The following is a 20,007-nucleotide window of genomic DNA, read 5'->3' as shown; positions in this document are numbered from 1 at the left end:
GCCCTGATGAGGACATCATCATGTTCAATCTGGAGGCACTGGACCTGGCGCGAATTCAATTCGCGTTCACGGTTTCGTTCCACATTATTTTCCCGGCGATCACCATTGGCCTGGCGAGTTTCCTCGCGGTACTCGAAGGCCTGTGGCTGAAAACCCGCAACGACACGTACCGCGATCTCTACCATTTCTGGTCGAAGATTTTCGCGGTCAACTTTGGCATGGGTGTGGTTTCGGGGCTGGTCATGGCGTACCAGTTCGGCACCAACTGGAGTGGCTTTTCGGACTTCGCCGGGAGCATCACCGGGCCGCTGCTGACCTATGAAGTGCTGACCGCGTTCTTCCTTGAGGCCGGGTTCCTTGGGGTGATGTTGTTTGGCTGGAATCGCGTCGGCCGTGGTTTGCACTTCTTCGCCACGGTGATGGTCGCCATCGGCACGTTGATTTCGACGTTCTGGATTCTTGCGTCGAACAGCTGGATGCAGACCCCGCAAGGCTTTGAGATCGTCGATGGGCGGGTGATGCCGCTGGACTGGCTGGCGATTGTGTTCAATCCGTCGTTCCCGTTCCGTCTGGCGCACATGGCGATTGCCGCGTTTGTCGCGACGTCGTTCTTCGTCGGTGCGTCGGCTGCCTGGCATTTGCTGCGCGGCAATAACACGGCGCCGGTGCGCAAGATGTTTTCCATGGCGTTGTGGATGGCGCTGATCGTTGCGCCGATTCAGGCAGTGGTCGGTGACGCCCATGGTTTGAACACGCTGGAGCATCAACCGGCGAAGATCGCCGCCATCGAAGGCCATTGGGAAAACGCCGACAACGGGCCGACGCCGCTGGTGCTGTTCGGTATTCCTGATATGGAGGCGGAGAAGACCAAATACGCATTGGAAATTCCGTACCTCGGTAGCCTGATTCTCACTCACAGCCTCGACAAGCAGATCCCGGCGCTGAAGAGTTTCCCGAAGGAAGACCGGCCGAATTCGACCGTGATCTTCTGGAGCTTTCGCGTCATGGCCGGGTTGGGGATGTTGATGATCCTCGTTGGTTTGCTCGGTCTGGCGTTGCGCCGGGGCGGCAAGCTCTACGCTCATCGCGGCTTCCAGCGTCTGGTGTTGTTGATGGGGCCGAGCGGTTTGATTGCGCTGCTGGCCGGGTGGATAACCACGGAAGTCGGGCGTCAGCCGTGGGTGGTTTATGGCTTGCTGCGCACTCACGACGCGGCATCGCATCACTCGGTGGCGCAGATGAGCACGTCGCTGGCGCTGTTCGTGGTGATCTATTTCACGGTGTTCAGCGTGGGCATCGGCTACATGATGAAACTGGTGAAAAAAGGCCCGCAGCCGCACCACGAGCATCCGCCTGAAGGCGACCATACGCAGGCACCGCGCCGACCACTTTCGGCGGCGACCACACCCCTCGAATCCGCGACCTCGGTCCACTGATAAAGGAGCATTGAGTCATGGGTATTCAAGGTATCGATCTCTCGTTGATCTGGGGAGTGATCATCGCCTTCGGGGTGATGATGTACGTGATCATGGATGGCTTCGATCTGGGCTTGGGAATCCTGTTTCCGCTGATCCCGGATGAGCAGGAACGTGATGTGATGATGAACACCGTCGCCCCGGTCTGGGACGGTAACGAGACCTGGCTGGTGCTCGGTGGCGCGGCGTTGTACGGGGCGTTTCCGCTGGCGTACGGGGTGATTCTCGAGGCGCTGTATCTGCCGCTGATCCTGATGCTGTGCGGGCTGATTTTCCGTGGCGTGGCGTTTGAGTTTCGCTTCAAGTCTTCGCCGCAAAAACGCCATTGGTGGGACAAGGCGTTTATCGGTGGTTCGCTGCTGGCGACGTTCTCGCAAGGTGTGGTGATCGGCGCGTATGTGTCCGGAATTCCGGTGGTCGATCGGCAGTTTGCCGGTGGCGGTCTGGACTGGTTGGCGCCGTTTCCGCTGGTGTGTGGCGTGGGTCTGGTGATCGCGTATGCGTTACTCGGCAGTACGTGGTTGCTGGTCAAGACTGAGGGCATGCTCGAATCGCGGATGCGTCTGTTCACCCGGCCGCTGGCCTTGCTGTTGATGGCGATGGTGCTGGTGATTGGCGTGTGGACACTGCAACTGCATCCGGAACTGGCGGCGCGTTGGTCGACGCACGGGCATCTGCAGGTGTTCGCCGGGTTGGTGGTGTTGGCGTTGCTGGCGGTGTTCGGGCTGTTGCGCACGTTGCGTCAGCGGCATACGCACTGGCCGTTCGTGTTCACCCTGGTGCTGATGTTGCTCGGTTACATCGGCCTGGCGCTGAGCATCTGGCCGAACATCATCCCGCCGTCGGTGAGCATCTGGGCTGCAGCGTCACCGCCGTCGAGCCAGTTGTTTGCGTTGATTGGTGCACTGTTCATCCTGCCGGTGATCCTGATGTACACCTTCTGGAGCTACTACGTATTCCGCGGCAAAGTGAGGATTGGCGATGGCTACCATTGATTCCCGTGAAGTGAAGAGCAGCCGCTGGTACAAGCGTCTGGGCTGGCTGTTGTTGATCTGGCTGGGCAGCGTGGTGTCACTGGCGGTGGTGGCGAGCCTGCTGAAACTGGCGATGTATGCGGCGGGAATGAGGACCCACTGAGCCTGAAAAACCGCAGCCAGGCTGCGGTTTTTTATTGCCTCAATCTTCCGAGCGACTGCTGACCCTGTGGGAGCTGGCTTGCCAGCGATAGCGGTGGGTCAGTCGACATCAATGTTGAAGGGGCGGGCCTCATCGCTGGCAAGCCAGCTCCCACAGGGTTTTGTGTTGTTCAGGGATGATGAGCATTACACCGATCATTGTGGGAGCGAGCTTGCTCGCGAAGGCGTCAGTTCAGACAGCATTGATGTTGAATGTAATGGCCTCTTCGCGAGCAAGCTCGCTCCCACATTTGATCTCGGTTCGGCCGAAGATCTAATGATCAACCCGCTCCCACAGGGGAGGGTGGTGAACTTGAGAGCGGCTTACTGGGCGCCAAACATCGCGGTCCAGTAGATGCCTGCACTGCTTTTCGGGTCGGTCGCGTAAGCGGCGCCGAGCTCCTTGTATTGCGGGTTCATCAGGTTGGCGCAGTGGCCGGGGCTGGCGAGCCAGCCTTCGACGACTTTGTGCACGGTGTCTTGTCCGGCGGCGATGTTTTCGCCGACTTGTTGGCCGCTGTACCCGGCGAGTTCCGCGCGGTCGCCCGGGGTGCGGCCGTCGCGGTCCTTGTGGTCGAGGTAATTGTTGTTAGCCATGTCGCGGCTGTGATCCTGGGCGACCGTGCCCAGCGTCGCGTTCCAGGCGAGCGGAGCCGCTGCGGTAAAAGCCTGACCGCCACACTGACGTGCCTGACTGCGGGCGACATTGAGTTCACTGAGCAATTTCTGCCCCTCACTTTGCGCGTCACCGAGCTTGGCCGACAGCAGCGGCCGCGCCAGCACGATGCGCCAGTCACGGTCGTCGCGGCTGACACCGACATCGACGAACTGTGGATCGAGCACCACCTGACAGAAACTTTCCTGAATCGCCTGCATCGCCGACGCCGCATCACGCGGGCCATTGAGCGTGATCGCCTGCACATTGACCATCGGATAACTTGCGCTGGCCATGGCTTGTTGCAGATCGACAGCACCGGTGGCACGTAATCTCAGCCGTGGATCAGCCGACAACGGTGGCAGTTCATTCGACGCCTGACTGCCGCAACGCTGCGGCTGGCTGCGGTAGCTGTTGATCGACTCGATCAATTGCGATTCATCGCCGGCCAGCGCCGGGATGGCAAACACAACGCCCACGGACAACGCGGCAAGACGCAAAACGGATGGCATGAAGCGCATGGAAATCTCCCTTGAGCTGAATGCGCCCATGATGCGCGAAAGGCCCCCGGTGAGTGCAATGTCTTTTTTCTTCATTCAGCCGTTTTTCTGCGCAACTTTGCCTCTGGTTTTGCCGTCTACACTCACCGAAGAGCCCGCAAACCGGGTGTCTCCCCGACGTAACACCTTGCCCGCATCGGGCGCTGCCGGAAGAACAGACATGGGATTGAAAGGCTGGGCGGGTTGTCTCGTATTCACCCTGTTGGCAGGCTCTGCATGGGCCACCGATCAGGCCCCGATCAAAGCGAAGGCTGAAGAAAAAGCCCAAGTGCTGGAAGAGAAAGCGGCGGACAAAGTCAGCGCCGCACCGGCACCGAAAGCCGAAGCCATCACCCCGACCGAAGTGCAAGCGGTTGACCCCGCCGGCGCCGCGCCGCTGGATGATCCGATCACTTGCCTGGCGCGCAGTATCTACTGGGAAGCCAAAGGCAAAGACACGCCGGAAATGGAAGCCGTAGCCAGTGTGGTGATGAATCGCCTCGGCCACGAAGGCTTCCCCGACACGGTCTGCGCGGTCGTCAAACAAGGTTCGGAAACCAGGAGCTGCCAGTTTTCCTGGTGGTGCGACGGGCGTCCGGATGAGGTCAAGGAAGATGCCGAATATTCGCTGGCCAAGGATATCGCCCGCAAAGCGCTGAACCGCCAGCTCAAGGATCGCACCAACGGCGCGTTGTATTTCCACGACCGCAATGTGCATCCGAGCTGGGCCAAGGAATACCGCAGAACCGCTGAAACAAAAAAATTCCTCTTCTACAAACCTGCCGGCGGCGACGCGCGTTAAGCGCAGACCTGCCGCACACACTCGCGCAACCAGCGATGCGCCGGGTCGGCGTCCATGCGCGGATGCCAGAGCATCGACACGCTGATGTCCGGCATCGCAAAGGGCAGGGCGAAACTGTGCAGGCCGGTGCGCAGTTTGCTCGTATGCCTTTGCGGGACCGTGGCGATCAGCTCTGATTCACGCACCAGCGTCAGCGCCGCCGAGAATCCACCGAATGATGTGACGATGTCCCGTGTCAGACCGAGCTCGAGTAACGCTTCGTCCACCGGGCCGCTGCTGCGCCCGCGTCTTGAGATCAGAATGTGCTGGCCGCCTGCAAAACGTTTGCTGGTTATTTTCCCCGCGCTCAAGGCATGCCCCTCGCGCACCACACCGATCCACTGATCCTGAAACAGAATGCGGCTATGCAGCGTCGGGTCGGTGCTGTCATCGACCACGCCGGTTTCCAGATCGACGCGACCTTCGCGCAACGGCGTGCTGTCCTTGTCGGCTTTCTGCACAAAACGCAGGCGTACGCCGGGCGCCTCTTCGGCGATACGCGCGAGCAGGGCGGCGGCAAAGGTTTCGACAAAGCCGTCGGTGTTGCGCAGGGTGAAGGTGCGTTGCAAGCGTCCGGGGTCGAGCACTTCGGCAGGTCGTAAAACCGCCTCGGCGTCCTGCACCAGATGACTGACCCGTTCGCGCAACTCCAATGCGCGGGGTGTTGGCACCAAGCCACGACCCGCGCGCACCAGCAACGGATCGCCAGTGGTTTCGCGCAGACGGGCGAGGGCGCGACTCATGGCTGACGGGCTCAACCGCAGACATTTGGCGGCGCGGGCGACGCTGCCTTCGCGCAGCAAGACATCGAGGGTGATCAGCAGGTTCAGGTCCGGCGCAGTCATGACATGGCGTTCCATGCAGGTATCGAGTGCAAAGCATGCGTCTTGCGCCGCGTGTTGTCGAGGCTCAGGCTATGACGCATTACCTTTGCGTTGCGAGCTGTCCATGCCCCGAGAACCCTTGAGCACTCCCGCCCGATGGGCGCTGACCAGTCTGGCCTTGTCGATGTTGATGCCGTCGCTGGATACCAGCATTGCCAACGCGGGTTTGCCGATCCTGGCGACGGCGTTTGATGCGACGTTTCAACAGGTGCAATGGATCGTGCTGGCTTATCTGCTCGCGGTCACCACATTGATTGTCAGCGTTGGGCGTCTGGGCGATGGCTTCGGTCGGCGTCGTTTGCTGTTGATCGGGATCGGCATTTTCACCTGCGCTTCGCTGGCCTGCGCGCTGGCACCGGGACTGGGCTGGCTGATCGCTGCGCGGGCGGTGCAAGGTGTGGGCGCGGCGATCATGTTTGCCTTGACGGTGGCGTTGGTGGCCGATGCGGTGCCGAAGGCGCGGGCGGGCAGTGCGATGGGTTTGTTGGCGACGATGTCGGCGACTGGCACCAGTCTTGGGCCGTCGCTGGGCGGGTTGTTGATGACGCATGTCGGCTGGCAGGCGATTTTTCTGCTCAACGTGCCGCTGGGCTTGCTCAATGCGTGGCTGGTGTACCGCTATTTGCCGGCGGATCGGGCCGCAGGGCCGCGTGTCGCGTTCGATTATTCTGGCAGTGCGGTGCTGGTATTCACGCTGGCAGCCTATGCGCTGGCAATGACGCTGGAAGGTTTGATGTTGCCGTTGCTGCTGGCCAGCCTGTGCGGTGTCGGGTTGTTCGTCGTGGTCGAGAAGAAGGCCAAAGCGCCGCTGATTCGCTTGTCACTGTTTAGCGACGCGCGATTGAGCAGCAGTCTGACGCTGACGTTGCTGGTGACGACGGTGATGATGACCACGCTGGTGGTCGGTCCGTTTTACCTGCATCGCGGATTGGGCCTGAGCAGTGCCGTGGTTGGCCTGGTGTTGTCGGTCGGGCCGTTGTTGTCTGCGTTTGGCGGTGTGCCGGCCGGACGTCTGGTGGATCGCTTCGGTGCGCGACGGATCGTGCCGGGAGCTTTGTTCGCCATGGCTTGCGGCTGTGCTTTGTTGGCGCTGTTGCCAATGAGTCTGGGGCTGCCTGGGTATCTGTTGCCGATCACCATGGTCGCCATCAGTTATGCGTTGTTTCAGGCAGCCAACAACACCGGATTGATGGCCGAGGTTCGTCAGGATCAGCGCGGCGTGGTCTCGGCGATGCTCGGGTTGGCGCGCAACCTCGGTTTGATTACTGGCGCAGCGGTCATGGGCGCGGTGTTCGCGCTGGCGGCCGGGGATCCGACGCAGGCGCCGGCAACGGCGATTGCCAGTGGATTGCACACCACTTTCGGCGTAGCGGTGGCATTGATGCTTATGGCGTTGATCATCAGCCGAGCGCAGTTCAAATGTGGGAGCGAGCCTGCTCGCGAAGAGGTCGGCACAGGCAACATCTCCAGTGATTGATACACCGCTTTCGCGAGCAGGCTCGCTCCCACAAGGGAAAATTGGTGATGTTCAGTCCCGAGATTGCCGGGCGGGGAAGAACAGTTCGAAGCAGGTGATGCCATCGGCACTGCTGGCGCTGTAGCGGCCTTGATGCAATTGCATGATGGTTGCCACGATCGACAAGCCCAAACCATTGGATTGCGCCGAGCGTTCACGGGACTGGTCGACCCGGTAGAAGCGTTCGAACAACCGCGCCAAGTGTTCAGGGGCAATGGTTGCGCCCTGATTTCTCACTCGCAGATAACTGCCATCCGGTTCAGCAATCGCTTCCACTTGCACCGTCGAATCCGCCGCACCGTACTTGATCGCATTGGCGCACAGGTTGGCCAATGCCCGCCGTAATAACATCGGCTCGGCCCAGATCACACCGCTACCACGGGCCTCGATACTCACCCCGACATCCGCCGCCAGGCCTTCAAAGTAATCGGCAATGCGCTGCATCTCATCCGCCGCATCCAGCTCCTGGCGCTGACTCAAGGCACTGGCCGGATCGGTGCGCGCCAGAAACAGCATGTTGTCGAGCATCCGCGTCAGGCGTTCCAGTTCTTCGACGTTGGAGGCGAGCAATTGCTGATAGGCCTCGATGCTACGGTGCTGCTGCAGCGCGACCTGGGTTTCGCCGAGCAGATTGTTGATCGGCGTGCGCAACTCATGGGCCATGTCGGTGGACACCTGACTCAACTGCGCAAAGCCCTTGGCGAGCCGATCGAGCATGGCATTGAACGCCTCGATCATCGGCTGCAATTCTCGTGGCGCACCGCTGCTGGCGAGGCGCTCGCCAAGGTTGCCGACACCGATGCCATGAGCGTGCTTCGCCAGTCGCCGCAACGGCAACAACCCGCGATACACCAGCAAGCAACCCACCACCGCCAGTAACAGCGCCGCCAGCGAGGCCAGGCCATAAACACTCAAGCGGTAATTGGCGAGCATCGCTGTGCGCTCGCTCATCAGGCGCCCGGTGGTGACTTGCAAACTACCCAGCTCACCGGAATCGATACTCGCCGCCACCGCCGAAAACGGTACGCCATCGACATTCGGCAAATGCTGCACGTCTTTCAGCGTCATCGCATGATCGACGGGGACTGCTGGCAACGTCGGCGTGTTCAGATTGCCCGGATTGACCACCAGCAGCGGCGGTTGCCCCGGCGCGCCAATGGTCAGCAGTGCTTCGCGGTTGCCGAGCATGTTCTGGAACAGTGCCGGTTTGTTCTTGATCAGCTCCAGGGTGTTGCTGTCATTAAGGAACGTGCGCAATTGATCGACACGGCTGACCAGCGCTGTGTCATCACGGCGGATCAACTGTTGCTCCAGTTCGTTGTACAGCGCGGCACCGAGGCCAGCCAGCGAAGCAAACGCAAGCAGGGCGAACACCAGCGCCAGGCGCAGGGTCAGCGAATGTGCGCGATGGCTGCTCATGGTTGCGTATCGAAGCGATAACCGATGCCGCGCACGCTGTGGATCAGCTTGAGCTGGAACGGGTCATCGATCTTCGCCCGCAAGCGGCGTACGGCGACATCGACGACGTTGGTGTCGCTGTCGAAATTCATGTCCCAGACCCGCGAGGCAATCAGCGAACGGGCGAGGACCTGCCCGGTATGCGTGGCGAACAACTGCAGCAACGCGAACTCTTTGTTGGTCAGGGTGATGCGCACCCCGGCGCGCGTCACGCGGCGCTTGAGCACGTCGATCTGCAGGTCGGCCACTTGCAACTGTTCGTCTTCATGGATCGGCCCGCGCCGGGTCAGGGTGCGCAGGCGCGCCACCAGTTCAGCAAAGGAAAACGGCTTGATCAGGTAATCATCAGCGCCCAGTTCCAGGCCTTTGACGCGGTCAGCGATATCGTCGCGGGCGGTGAGGAACAGCACCGGCGTGTCGGCCTCCTTGCGCAACCGGCGCAGCACTTCCCAGCCATCCATTTTCGGCATCATCACATCGAGCACGATCACATCGAAACTGTGTTCCAGCGCCAGGTGCAACCCGTCGGCACCGTCACGGGCGAGGCTGACGCTGTAACCCAGTTCCTGCAAACCGTTGAGCAGGTAGTTGCCCGCCTTGGGTTCGTCTTCGACAACCAGAATATTCATCGATCAGTCTCAATGGTCATTGATGCAGCCGCTGCCTTGTACCTGATAGTCCAGCACATGTTCGCGACCCTGGTGGTCGAGGTAATTCAATTGCGCCGGGACCACGCCACACGCTTGTGAAATATCGGTGCTGGACAGGACTTTGTCGACATCCAGATTGACGTAGAAAGCGGATTTGTCGTGAATCACGGCGGTGTCGGGCATGTTCGCGGCGAACACGCTGCCGGTGGCGAGGAGGGCGGTGAAGGCGAGCAGTAGGCTTTTCATGGTCAGTCACTCAGTGGTCACAGTTGATCGGCATTGGCGCCGGGACAACTTCAGGCTACCGAGCGATCCGCACGGCAAACCGACAGCTGAATGACAAAGTTGTAATGAAACGGATGAAAACGGTTTAACTGAAGGAACACTATCCCTGTGGGAGCGAGCCTGCTCGCGAATGCGGTATGTCAGCACACATTTAAAGTGTCTGACCCAGCGCATTCGCGAGCAGGCTCGCTCCCACAAGGGAGTTGGGGTGCTCTGTCAGCTCGCATGGGTATTGAGAATGCTCGCCACCTGCTGCGGCTGGCAGTTCAGGTACGGCGACGACTTCAGCCAGCGCTGATCCGGATACCACGAAAACATGAACTGACCATTCTTCAACCGGTCGATCACCTGCTTGGCAATCTGTGGCCTTACCGCCGGGCAGCCCTGGCTGCGGCCGATGCGCCCCTGTTTCTTGCTCCACAACGGGTTCACGTAGCTGGCGGCGTGAATGACGATCGCGCGATCGCGGGCCATGTCATTGAAGCCCGGTTCCAGACCGTCCATGCGCAGCGAGTAACCGTGGGTGCCGCTGTAGCTTTCCTGGGTACGGAACAGGCCGAGGCTGGATTGATAACTGCCTTCGACATTGGAAAATTGCGTGGCGAAGTTTTCCCCGGAATTCGAACCGTGGGCGACCAGATCGCGCAGCACCAATTTTTGTTTGCTGAGGTCGAAGATCCACAGGCGGCGTTCGGTGGACGGTTGCGAATAGTCGATGATCGCCAGATGGCGGGACGGCTTCGCACCGTTGTTGACCGCGCACTGCATGGCGTTCAACGCACCTTTCAGCGCCTGGGGATTGAGTTCTGGCGCGGCGTGCGCGAGGCTGGTGTAGAGAACCGGCGAGGGTTTGCCGGCGGCAAAAACGGGACTGGTCACGACGAGAGCGGTGGCAGTCAGCAGAAGTCGGCGCAAAAACGTCAACATTTTATAAAGTGTCCTCACTTGCTACTTATCTGGCACTTTGGCTCCTGACTCCCAGTCGTTACCCGCAAGCCCGTCGATCGAGCCTGACTGTTCAGCGCACCTGATGTAAGGTTGGCCATCATATGGACGGCCATGGATTGGAGTAAAGCAGTTGTTCAAAAAGTATGCATGCTACTTGAGCATTTGTTTGCTCGCTGCGCCGTTTGTCGCTTGTGCCGATGAGCCGTTGCCGCCGCTGGAGACCCTGCCAACGCCACCGGCCGAAATGCCGGTCGAGCCGCAAAGTCCATTGCAGGCGGTGTTGATCAGTCTGGCGCAGTCGTGTCCGGCGATTGCCACGCACCTCAACGGCCCGGCGCTGACGCAATTGCAGGCCTTCTATCAGCAGCAGGACTGGATGCCGGTATGGGCGAATGAGTCCGCACGATTGCCGGTTTTACAGGCGCAATTGCTGCTATTGGCCGATGATGGCCTCAATCCAAAACGCTACCCGATTGCAACCACGGCGCCGCAGGACGGCGAGTTGTGTGCCGACATCGACATCACTCGCAATTACCTGCAAGCCCTGCAAGACCTGCACTATGGTCGCCTGCTGCAATCACACTTCGAACCGCTGTGGCATGCCGACGACAGCCCGCGTGACCGTCAGGCGGAATTATTGGCCATCGCCGTTCCCGGCCTGCACGACATTCCCGCTGCGTTCGACCTGGCGCGTCCGCGTCTGGCGCAATATCAGGACCTGCGTCAGCTCTATGCCGCGCAACGGCTCAAAGCCTTGCCGCAGTGGCAAGCGGTCGGCAGCGGGCCGCTGCTACGCCCGGACATGGAAGACAAACGCGTACCGGAACTGGCTCAGCGTCTGTACAACGAAGGTTATCTGACCCACGTCACTGGCACGCCCGGCAACGCTTATGACGGCGTGCTGGTCGATGCCGTGAAGAGTTTTCAGGCCAACCATTCCTTGCAGGCTGACGGTGTGGTCGGGCCGGGAACGATTGCCGAACTCAACATCAGCCCGCTGAGCCGCCGCGAACAGTTGCGGGTCAATCTTGAACGTTTCCGCTGGATGTCCCAGGACATGGAACCCAACGGCCTGCTGGTCAATGTCGCCGCTGCCGAGCTGACGTTGTATCAGGGCGGCGTGCCAGTGTGGCAAACGCGCACTCAGGTCGGCCGTGCCGAGCGCCAGACGCCGCTGCTCAAATCGCGGGTTACGCGCCTGACCCTCAATCCGACCTGGACCGTGCCGCCGACCATCTGGAAGGAAGACAAGCTGCCGGCAATCCGCAAGGATCAGACCTTCCTCAGTCGGCAGAACCTGCAAGTGCTCGATGCCAACGGTCAGCCGCTGGCGGCGGCGGACATCGATTGGGACAACCCCGGCAACATAATGCTGCGCCAGGACGCCGGGCCGCGTAATCCGCTAGGGCAAATGGTCATCCGCTTCCCCAACCCTTTCTCGGTGTACTTGCACGACACGCCAAGCAAGGCGCTGTTCGAAAAAGGCCCGCGCGCCTTCAGCTCCGGTTGCGTGCGCGTCGAGCACCCGATGCAACTGCGTGATCTGCTGCTGACCCCGGCGGAAAAGGCCCGCACCGAAACCTTGCTGGCCACCGGCACCACTCACGAATTTCGTCTGTCGGCGCCGGTGCCGATCCTGATGACTTACTGGACGGCACAGGTCGATAGCAGCGGCCGCGTGCGTTACTCACCGGACATCTACAGCCGTGACAGAGCCTTGCTGGCCGGGCTTGATCGCGCGCATTGAACCTCAGCGGGTGTTTCTGTTCCAGAACACCCGCGCCAGCCACGCATCGACACTCAACTTGCCCGCCCCGGCGAACACCAGCGGCAGCAGCGCGGCCAGGTAAATCGCCGGCAGCTTGAAGTTGCCGAAGCCTTTGTTGGTGATCGCATAACCCTGCGCCAACTCGCTCAGCGACGACCAATCGGCAGGCCAGTGCACAGCAGCGGTGGCCACGACCGTTACCACGATCAGCGAAATCGCCGAGATACGCGTGCCGAAGCCCACCAGAATCGCCAGCGCGCAGATCAGCTCGGCCCACATCGACAGTTCCCAGTTCAGCGTCGCCGGCAGGTGATCGAACGGGAAGGGGAATCTGTCCTGGATGTCTTCAAACCAGTTCTGCCCGTTGAATTTCTCCAGCCCGGACTCGAAGAACTCCCAGGCGATAAACAGGCGCAGGGTCAGTGGCGCCAGCCAGGTGCCGGCGCGGTCGAGGTTCAGGTGCAGGTGTTTGACGGTGGTTGAAAGGGTGGTGGTCATGATGCAGCTCCGGTGGGTTGGGCAAGTTGGATCGACCGGGGTATTTCAGCGTCGGGGTGTATCGGGGATGTGTCGGCGGGGTGGTGGATTGGGCGTTGGGTGTGTCTGAGGCTTCGGGGTATACAGTGCGATACAGTCAAAAGCCCCTCACCCTAGCCCTCTCCCGGAGGGAGAGGGGACTGACCGAGGTGTCTTGTGCCATCCATCGACCTGAAAAATCCAGTCGATTATGGATCCGGGTTTTGGCGATCATGGATTCACAGACGCTATTTCGATCATGGATTCACAGGCGCAATTTCAAGTCGGCGTAAATCTCCAATCTCCCCCAATCGGTCCCCTCTACCTCCGGGAGAGGGCTAGGGTGAGGGCAGCAGTTTCGGCACCCGCCACAAATACCAAGCCGCCACCGTCCGAAAAGGACTCCAAGCCACCCCGATCTCAACCATCTGCCTGCGCGTCGGCTGCACCTCCAAGCCCTTCAAACGCCGATAACCCTCACGCACACCAAAGTCATCCGCCGGCAAAATATCCATGCGCTCCAGGCTGTAGATCAGCAACATCTCCACGGTCCAGCGACCCACCCCGCGCAAACTGACCAAACGGTCGATCAACGCCTCATCGTCCATCGCCAGCGCCGTGGCGTAATCCGGCACCACGCCGTCCAGCGTCGCTTGGGCAATCCCTTGAATCGTCGCAATCTTGCCAGCGGAAAACCCGCAACCGCGCATGCGCTCGAAATCCGTCGCAAGAATCTGCTCGGGACGCGGAAACGTCTGACCGGGAAACAACCCCACCAGCCGCCCGACAATCGCATCGCCGGCCTTGGCATGCAGTTGCTGATAAGCAATCGCCCGCACCAGAGACTCATACGGATCACGCGCCGGATGCGGTTGATGCAGGCACGGGCCGAGCGCTGCGATATGGCGCTGCCAGTCCGCATCAAACGCGGCCAGAAACGCGCTGGCCGCTTGATAGGTGTCAGGCATGCTATTTCAGCAAACCGTTGACTTCGCCGTAGCTGAACGCCTTGAGGTCATGGGTATCGAGTTTGCCGCTGGCCAGAAAGCTTTTCACCAGCCCACCCATCGCGCCATAGAGGAATTCGGCAATGCCAGAGCCGGCGCTCAAGCGGCGTACGCCCAGTGCTTGCAGTTCTTCAGGCGAAGGCAGGCAAGCGAAGCCCAGCACATTGACCGGCAGCGTCGTGCCTTTGCAGATCGCCTCGATTTCATAGGCCGCCGTGACACCTGCCGCGAACAAGCCATCGGCCCCAGCCGCTTGATACAGCGCCGCGCGACGCAGGGTTTCGGCAACGCGATCTTCCGCCGGTACAAGGCTTTTCAGATAAACGTCAGTGCGTGCATTGATGAACAGGTGCACATTGCGCTTGTTGGCAACCTGTCGCGCCACTTCGATCTTGCGCGCAAGCAATTCAGGGGCCGCCGAACCGTCCTCGATATTGATGCCCACGGCCCCCGCCGCGATCACCGCATCCAGCACTTCCTCCACGCGCCCGAGGTCATCGGAATAGCCGGCCTCGACATCCACGGTCAACGGAATGCTGATCACCCGCGCGATCGATTCCACCGTCGCCACCAGCCGTTCAAGGGGCAGGGCGTTGCCGTCCGGATACCCGTGGGCCCAGGCCACCGCGGCGCTGCTGGTGGCCACCGCTTTACCGCCCAAGTGCTCGACCAGTCGCGCACCGGTGGCGTCGGCGACGTTGGTCAGAATCAACAGGCCCTGCTGGTGCAACTGGTGAAACTGCGTAGCGAGCGCGTTCATCAAAAATCCTTCTTCTCAGTTGATCGAATTGGTCAGAATGCCAGTTGTTGGGTGAGCTGCACGGCGGCGTTTTCCAGCCGCAGCAGAAACGCTTTGCGTGGCTGTCCACCACCATAGCCGGTCAGCGAGCCATCCGCGCCGATCACCCGATGGCAGGGCACCACGATCGACAGCCGATTGTGCCCGTTGGCCAGACCGACCGCGCGACTGGCGCCGGGCTTGCCTAAACCGGCCGCGATGGCGCCGTAGGTGCTGGTGTGGCCGTAAGGGATTTGCAGCAGCGCCGACCAGACCTGCCGGGCGAACTCGCTGCCGGGCAAGTGCAGCGGCACAGTAAAGGTGTTCAGCTTGCCGGCGAAGTACTGCGCCAGTTGCTCCTCGATCTGCTGCAAATGCGCGTTGTGCCCCGGCGCGATCGCATAGCCATAGCGGCTCTGCAGTTCTTCGACTTCGCGGGTCAGCGCCGGACGATCGAGAAACTCCAGCAACACCAACCCACGCCGTTCAGCCATGGCGATCATCGGCCCCAGCGGTGTGGTCAGCCGGGTGAACAACAGCGGCTCGCTGTGTTCGGCGCGGCCCGGGGTGATGTGAAAGGATTTCTGAAAGGCATCGCGAAAACCGCTGAGCGATTCATAACCCGAATCAAACGCGGCATGATCAATCGAGGTGCCTTGCTTGATCCCGCCCAGCGCCATGCCCAGTCGACGTGTGCGCAGCCACGCGTGGAAGGTCATGCCGAAATGCTGCTTGAACCAGCGCCGCAGCTTCAGCGGTTCGATACCTTCGGCGAGCAGTTGCGCATCGCTCCAGCGCACCTCCGGATCGGCCTCCACGGCGGTGAGCAGGCGCTGCACCCAGTCCGGCGCGATGGCGGCGGCGTCCAGCGGCTTGCAACGCAGGCAGGCGCGATAGCCGGCAGACATGCATTCGTCGGCATGGGCGAAGAACTCGACATTCTCCGGTTTCGGCTTGCGCGCCGTGCAACTGGGGCGGCAGAAGATCCCGGTGGTTTTCACGGCCGTGAAGAACACGCCTTCGTAGGCAGTGTCGCGTTCGAGCATGGCGCGAACCATCTCGGCGTGGGGCGGCAGGACAGCGGTTTGTATGTTCATGGGCTGAGAGTAAAACCAGTTTGTCGATGGCTCCACCGAAAAATCGACAGTGAATTTTCAAATCCCCTGAACTACCGTGTAGGAGCTGCCGCAGGCTGCGATCTTTTGACGTTGATCCTCAAAAACAAGATCAAAAGATCGCAGCCTGCGGCAGCTCCTACCGTTTGTTGAGGTGTGCCCGATGCATCCGTTTTCCATCCAACACATTGATCACATCGTCCTGCGCGTCGCGGATCTTGCGCGCAGCATCGACTTCTACAGGCAGGTGTTCGGCGCAGAGGTGGTCAAACGCAACGAACCGCTGGGCCTGATACACCTGCGCGCCGGCACTTCGATGATCGACCTCGTCGACCTGCAAGGCGAACTCGGCCGCAAGGGCGGCGGGGCGGCCGGGGCCGAGCGACGCAACGTCGATCACTTTTGCCTGCGCATCGAACCATTTGACGAGGCTGCACTGATTGCACATCTGCAGACCTTCGGCCTCACCGCCGCTAAAGCCGAATCACGCTTCGGCGCCGAAGGCAAAGGGCTGTCGCTGTACTGCTTCGACCCGGACGGCAATCAGGTCGAACTCAAAGGCCCGTCCGAGGCTTAAGCGCGTTTGGCCATCAACAACACCGAAGCCGCCGCCGACAGCAGGCCTGCGCAGCAACGATTGAAAGTCCGCTTGCCGCGCGGCTCGGCGAACCAACGACGCATGTGCAGGCCCATCCAGGCGTAGGCGCTGATGGCGATCCACTCCAGCAGCAGAAACAGCACGCCCAGCACCGCAAATTGCGCCGGCACCGGGCGCGCCGGGTCGACGAACTGCGGCAGAAACGCGGTGAACAACAGGATCGCCTTCGGATTGCCCGCCGCCACCAGAAACTCCTGCCGCGCCAAGGCAAAAAATCCACCCGCTGCGCCGCTCAGCTGTTGCTCGGTCTCGGGGTTGGCCCGCCATAACTGCCAGGCCAGGTACAGCAGATAAGCCGCGCCAATGATCTTGATCGCATGGAACAGCCATTCCGAGGTCTGCAACACCACCGACAGCCCCGCGCCTGCCAGCGCGATCATCCCGGCGAACGCCAGAATCCGCCCGATGCCCGCCGTGCAGGCGCGGCGAAAGCCATAGCGCGTGGCATTGCTGACCGACAGCAGATTGTTCGGCCCGGGGGCCATGTTCAGGGCGAAGCAGGCCGGGAGAAACAGGGTGAGGGTGGCGAGATCCATAACGGCACTCCAGAAACCAGAGCGATATTTTTATCACAGCCCCCACGCGTCCAGACCCATACAGTCACGCAGTGCTGTCGCGGTACAGCGCCCGGCGCTGTTGGGCAACGCGGTCGAACTTTTTGCAGATGCCTTCACTCTGAATGGCTCAGAGGGTGATGGTTTCGGCAGAAATAACTATCCATCCGGTCAGAAACGGCGATAGCCGTGTAAGATTTCGCCGACGCTGCACTCACCCCGTTTGGCCCCAGGCGGCCCCACCAAGAGCGATCTACATGCAAGCAAAGGCCCGTGAAGTTTATGTGCCACCGGTGCTGCAAGATCTGCGGGCCGGCACTGCCGAGCTGCACATCGCGCTGGAAAAACGCCTTCCCTTTTTCTCCGATACCCTCGATACCCAGGCTTTTGTGTGGTTGATGCAGGCTTATTACGGCTTCTATATGCCGCTGGAAAACGCCTTGCTACGCAGCGATGCAATTCCTGCCGATTTTGAACTGACGCCTCGTCTCAAAGCGCCAACCTTGCGCGCTGATTTGCGCGCGCTGGGCATATCCGCCGCCGCGCTGCAAAACCTGCCGCACTGCCAGCAGTTGCCGATCATCGACTCAAGCGCTGCCTGCCTTGGCGTCCTCTACGTCCTCGAGGGCGCGACGCTCGGCGGGCAAATCCTGCGCCGCGAAATCTCTTCACGATTAGGCCTGGAAGCCGATAACGGCGCGGCCTTTCTTGATATCTATGGCGCCGCCACGGGCCGGCGCTGGCGTGACTTCATCGAATACCTCGGCAGTCGGCCAATGAGCGCCGCCGGGCGTGCCGCTGTCGTCACGGCAGCACAAACCACATTCAGTTGTTTCGAGCGCTGGCTCGAAAGCCGGGAGGTACTGGCATGAACCCGCAAGACAAAGAAGCCTTTGAAGAATTGCTGGCCAACTGTGCCGACGAGCCGATTCGTTTCCCTGGTGCGATCCAGCCCCACGGTTTGTTGCTGACCCTGAGCGAGCCTGAACTGGCGATCATTCAGGTCAGCGCCAACGTCGAAACCCTGCTGGCCCGGGCGCCGCAGAGCCTGATCGGCCAGCCACTGGAAAACCTGATCGGTAATGCCGAAGCGGCAAAAGTGCGCGAAGCCTTGCTGCAACCGTCGCTGTCCGACTTGCAGCCGCTGCGCTTCAGGCTCAACGGCACGGCATTCGAGGGCTTGCTGCATCGCCATCAGGGCATATTGATCCTGGAGCTGGAAGTCCACGTCGAAAACTTCCAGCCGCGCAACGTCGCCGGCAACCAGACTCATCTGGGGCGCATGCTTCAGCGTCTGCAAGCGGCCACCACGTTGCAGGCGCTGTACGACATCAGCGTCAAGGAAATTCAAGCCATGACCGGTTACGACCGGGTGTTGATCTATCGTTTCGAGGAGGAGGGCCACGGCCAGGTCATCGCTGAAGCCTCCGACCCGTCGATGGAAGTGTTCAATGGCTTGTTCTTCCCGGCATCGGACATTCCCGAACAGGCACGCGAGCTGTATCGCACCAATTGGCTGCGGATCATCCCCAATGCCGACTACCAACCGGTGCCGCTGCTGCCAAAGCTGCGCCCGGACACCGATACGCCGCTGGACCTGAGTTTTGCCACGTTGCGCAGCGTGTCGCCGATCCACTGTCAGTACATGAAGAACATGGGCGTGCTGTCGTCGATGAGCATTTCCCTGCTCAAGGGTGACAAGCTCTGGGGCCTGATCAGTTGCGGCAATCGTCAGCCACTGCACGTGCCGCACGAATTGCGCGCGGCGTGTCAGACCATCGGCCAGGTGCTGTCGCTGCAGATCAGCGCCATGGAAGCGCTGGAAATCAGCCGCCAGCGTGAAGAGAAAGTCGAGGCGTTGGCGCTGCTCAATCAAGCGATGATCGACTCGCCGCAAAATGTCTTCGACGGTCTGGCCAATCAGCCGCAGATCCTGATGGCGCTGACCAATGCCGGCGGTATCGCGATCATCGAAGACAAACAATTGCATCGCTACGGCAACTGCCCGGAGCCGGAAGAAATCCGCGCCTTGCACAAGTGGTTGCAGGACAGCGGCGAGGCGGTGTTTGCCAGTCATCACCTGGCCAGCGTCTATCCGCCGGCCGCGCAGTATCAACAGGTGGCCAGCGGCGTGCTCGCCATGAGCCTGCCGAAACCGGTGGACAACGGCGTGTTCTGGTTCCGCCCCGAGGTCAAGGAAAACATCAACTGGAGCGGTGATCCGCGCAAGCCGCTGGACCTGGAAAACTCCGACGCCGGCCTGCGCTTGCGCCCGCGCACCTCGTTTGAAATCTGGAAAGTCGAGATGGCCGGGATCTCCACCAAGTGGAGCCACGGTGATCTGTTTGCTGCCAACGACCTGCGCCGTTCAGCGCTGGAAAACGATCTGGCCCGGCAAGTGCGCCGCGAGCAGGAGGCGGTGCGCGCCCGTGATGAACTGGTGGCGGTGGTTTCCCACGATCTGCGCAACCCGATGACGGTCATCTCGATGCTCTGCGGCATGATGCAGAAGGCCTTCAGCTCGGACGGCCCGCACACTTCGCGGCGCATTTCCACGGCCATCGACACCATGCAACAGGCTGCCGGACGCATGAACACGCTGCTGGAAGATTTGCTCGACACCTCGAAAATCGATGCCGGGCGCTACTCCATCACCCCGCAGAAACTCGACGTCGGGCAGATGTTCGAGGAAGCGCAGGCACTGCTCGCGCCGCTGGCGCTGGACAAGGACATCAGCATTTCCTTCGACGCCGATCCTGATCTGCGCATTCATGCCGACCCGGAGCGGCTGTTTCAGGTGCTGTCGAATCTGGTCGGCAACGCGATCAAGTTCACCCCGCGTATGGGCAAGGTGGGCGTGCATGCGACGTCGGTCGGCGATGACATTGTCTTCACCGTGCGCGATAGCGGCGAGGGCATCCCCAAGGAGCACTTGCCGCACGTGTTCGACCGTTACTGGACAGTGAAAGAGGGCAATCCGACCGGTACGGGTCTGGGCTTGTATATCACCCAAGGCATCGTCGAAGCCCACGGCGGACGGATCTTCGCCGAGAGCGAACCGGGGCAGGGCAGTGAGTTCCGCTTCACCGTGCCGCGTTTGGACTGAACACAGCGTTTTTGTGGGAGCGAGCCTGCTCGCGAATGGGGTAGGTCAGGCAGCGTTGATGTTGAATGTGCTGACGACT

20 protein-coding genes are annotated in these 20,007 nt (G+C 60.9%); 9 read left to right on the top strand and 11 right to left on the bottom strand.

What is annotated here, in order from left to right:
• Positions 1-20: 20 nt before the first annotated feature.
• From ACRRSD_RS03640 to ACRRSD_RS03630, 3 genes are read left to right on the top strand one after another with little or no spacing between them, the layout of a single operon-like run.
• Positions 21-1,436: a cytochrome ubiquinol oxidase subunit I gene (locus ACRRSD_RS03640; RefSeq protein WP_435037151.1), complete on the top strand. Its 1,416-nt coding sequence runs from the start codon at positions 21-23 to the stop codon at positions 1,434-1,436.
• Positions 1,437-1,453: 17 nt separating this feature from the next.
• Positions 1,454-2,470 carry a cytochrome d ubiquinol oxidase subunit II gene (gene cydB / locus ACRRSD_RS03635; RefSeq protein WP_368969029.1) on the top strand — a complete coding sequence of 339 codons (1,017 nt, stop codon included), beginning with the start codon at positions 1,454-1,456 and terminating at the stop codon, positions 2,468-2,470.
• Positions 2,457-2,612, top strand: a complete 156-nt coding sequence (locus ACRRSD_RS03630; RefSeq protein ID WP_081265204.1) for a DUF2474 domain-containing protein — start codon at positions 2,457-2,459, stop codon at positions 2,610-2,612. The genes cydB and ACRRSD_RS03630 overlap by 14 nt, the downstream gene beginning before the upstream one ends.
• A 362-nt stretch (positions 2,613-2,974) precedes the next feature.
• Here ACRRSD_RS03630 and ACRRSD_RS03625 read toward each other — a convergent pair whose 3' ends face one another.
• Positions 2,975-3,826, bottom strand: coding sequence for a CAP domain-containing protein (locus ACRRSD_RS03625; protein ID WP_435037150.1), 852 nt, complete (start codon positions 3,824-3,826; stop codon positions 2,975-2,977).
• Between the two features lie 199 nt (positions 3,827-4,025).
• Here ACRRSD_RS03625 and ACRRSD_RS03620 point away from each other — a divergent pair, with 199 nt between their 5' ends.
• Entirely contained in the window at positions 4,026-4,646 is a 621-nt protein-coding gene (locus tag ACRRSD_RS03620) for a cell wall hydrolase (RefSeq protein ID WP_435037149.1), read from the top strand.
• Here ACRRSD_RS03620 and ACRRSD_RS03615 read toward each other — a convergent pair.
• Positions 4,643-5,530 (bottom strand): LysR family transcriptional regulator, encoded by an 888-nt coding sequence (locus ACRRSD_RS03615; protein WP_435037148.1) that lies wholly within the window; start codon positions 5,528-5,530, stop codon positions 4,643-4,645. The two genes, ACRRSD_RS03620 and ACRRSD_RS03615, sit on opposite strands and share 4 nt — an antisense overlap.
• Positions 5,531-5,633: 103 nt before the next feature.
• On the opposite strand from ACRRSD_RS03615, the gene ACRRSD_RS03610 reads away from it, so the two are divergent.
• Entirely contained in the window at positions 5,634-7,046 is a 1,413-nt protein-coding gene (locus ACRRSD_RS03610) for an MFS transporter (RefSeq protein WP_435037147.1), read from the top strand.
• Between the two features lie 51 nt (positions 7,047-7,097).
• Here ACRRSD_RS03610 and ACRRSD_RS03605 read toward each other — a convergent pair whose 3' ends face one another.
• The 4 genes from ACRRSD_RS03605 to ACRRSD_RS03590 all read right to left on the bottom strand — a co-directional run bounded on the left by ACRRSD_RS03605 (position 7,098) and on the right by ACRRSD_RS03590 (position 10,405).
• Positions 7,098-8,504, bottom strand: a complete 1,407-nt coding sequence (locus tag ACRRSD_RS03605) for a heavy metal sensor histidine kinase (protein ID WP_435037146.1) — start codon at positions 8,502-8,504, stop codon at positions 7,098-7,100.
• Positions 8,501-9,172: a heavy metal response regulator transcription factor gene (locus tag ACRRSD_RS03600; RefSeq protein ID WP_016985270.1), complete on the bottom strand. Its 672-nt coding sequence runs from the start codon at positions 9,170-9,172 to the stop codon at positions 8,501-8,503. The genes ACRRSD_RS03605 and ACRRSD_RS03600 overlap by 4 nt, the downstream gene beginning before the upstream one ends.
• A 9-nt stretch (positions 9,173-9,181) precedes the next feature.
• Positions 9,182-9,439: a DUF2790 domain-containing protein gene (locus ACRRSD_RS03595; RefSeq protein ID WP_435037145.1), complete on the bottom strand. Its 258-nt coding sequence runs from the start codon at positions 9,437-9,439 to the stop codon at positions 9,182-9,184.
• 255 nt (positions 9,440-9,694) lie between these two features.
• Complete coding sequence (locus ACRRSD_RS03590; protein ID WP_122607626.1) at positions 9,695-10,405, bottom strand: murein L,D-transpeptidase catalytic domain family protein; 711 nt, start codon at positions 10,403-10,405, stop codon at positions 9,695-9,697.
• A 151-nt stretch (positions 10,406-10,556) separates the two neighbouring features.
• Here ACRRSD_RS03590 and ACRRSD_RS03585 point away from each other — a divergent pair, with 151 nt between their 5' ends.
• The gene (locus tag ACRRSD_RS03585; RefSeq protein ID WP_435037144.1) at positions 10,557-12,173 is read left to right on the top strand and encodes a L,D-transpeptidase family protein; all 1,617 of its coding nucleotides are present in this window, start codon (positions 10,557-10,559) and stop codon (positions 12,171-12,173) included.
• Positions 12,174-12,176: 3 nt separating this feature from the next.
• Here the strand turns inward: ACRRSD_RS03585 and ACRRSD_RS03580 are convergent, their stop codons facing one another.
• The 4 genes from ACRRSD_RS03580 to ACRRSD_RS03565 all read right to left on the bottom strand — a co-directional run bounded on the left by ACRRSD_RS03580 (position 12,177) and on the right by ACRRSD_RS03565 (position 15,592).
• Positions 12,177-12,692 (bottom strand): HvfX family Cu-binding RiPP maturation protein, encoded by a 516-nt coding sequence (locus tag ACRRSD_RS03580; protein ID WP_435037143.1) that lies wholly within the window; start codon positions 12,690-12,692, stop codon positions 12,177-12,179.
• 356 nt (positions 12,693-13,048) lie between these two features.
• Positions 13,049-13,678, bottom strand: coding sequence for a DNA-3-methyladenine glycosylase family protein (locus ACRRSD_RS03575; protein ID WP_435037142.1), 630 nt, complete (start codon positions 13,676-13,678; stop codon positions 13,049-13,051).
• A gap of 1 nt (position 13,679) precedes the next feature.
• A complete protein-coding gene (locus ACRRSD_RS03570; RefSeq protein WP_435037141.1) occupies positions 13,680-14,477 on the bottom strand; it encodes an isocitrate lyase/PEP mutase family protein in 798 nt (265 codons plus the stop codon).
• Positions 14,478-14,509: 32 nt separating this feature from the next.
• Positions 14,510-15,592, bottom strand: coding sequence for a bifunctional transcriptional activator/DNA repair enzyme AdaA (locus ACRRSD_RS03565; protein ID WP_435037140.1), 1,083 nt, complete (start codon positions 15,590-15,592; stop codon positions 14,510-14,512).
• A 181-nt stretch (positions 15,593-15,773) separates the two neighbouring features.
• On the opposite strand from ACRRSD_RS03565, the gene ACRRSD_RS03560 reads away from it, so the two are divergent.
• The gene (locus ACRRSD_RS03560) at positions 15,774-16,187 is read left to right on the top strand and encodes a VOC family protein (RefSeq protein WP_435037139.1); all 414 of its coding nucleotides are present in this window, start codon (positions 15,774-15,776) and stop codon (positions 16,185-16,187) included.
• Here the strand turns inward: ACRRSD_RS03560 and ACRRSD_RS03555 are convergent.
• Positions 16,184-16,804 carry a LysE family translocator gene (locus ACRRSD_RS03555; RefSeq protein WP_435037138.1) on the bottom strand — a complete coding sequence of 207 codons (621 nt, stop codon included), beginning with the start codon at positions 16,802-16,804 and terminating at the stop codon, positions 16,184-16,186. The two genes, ACRRSD_RS03560 and ACRRSD_RS03555, sit on opposite strands and share 4 nt — an antisense overlap.
• A 275-nt stretch (positions 16,805-17,079) precedes the next feature.
• Here ACRRSD_RS03555 and ACRRSD_RS03550 point away from each other — a divergent pair, with 275 nt between their 5' ends.
• Positions 17,080-17,694, top strand: a complete 615-nt coding sequence (locus tag ACRRSD_RS03550; RefSeq protein ID WP_435037137.1) for a biliverdin-producing heme oxygenase — start codon at positions 17,080-17,082, stop codon at positions 17,692-17,694.
• Positions 17,691-19,928 carry an ATP-binding protein gene (locus tag ACRRSD_RS03545; protein WP_435037136.1) on the top strand — a complete coding sequence of 746 codons (2,238 nt, stop codon included), beginning with the start codon at positions 17,691-17,693 and terminating at the stop codon, positions 19,926-19,928. The genes ACRRSD_RS03550 and ACRRSD_RS03545 overlap by 4 nt, the downstream gene beginning before the upstream one ends.
• Positions 19,929-20,007: the final 79 nt, after the last annotated feature.

The organism is Pseudomonas neuropathica, from assembly GCF_051174785.1.
Taxonomy (GTDB): domain Bacteria; phylum Pseudomonadota; class Gammaproteobacteria; order Pseudomonadales; family Pseudomonadaceae; genus Aquipseudomonas; species Aquipseudomonas neuropathica_A.
This window is presented reverse-complemented; position numbering and strand designations above follow the sequence as displayed.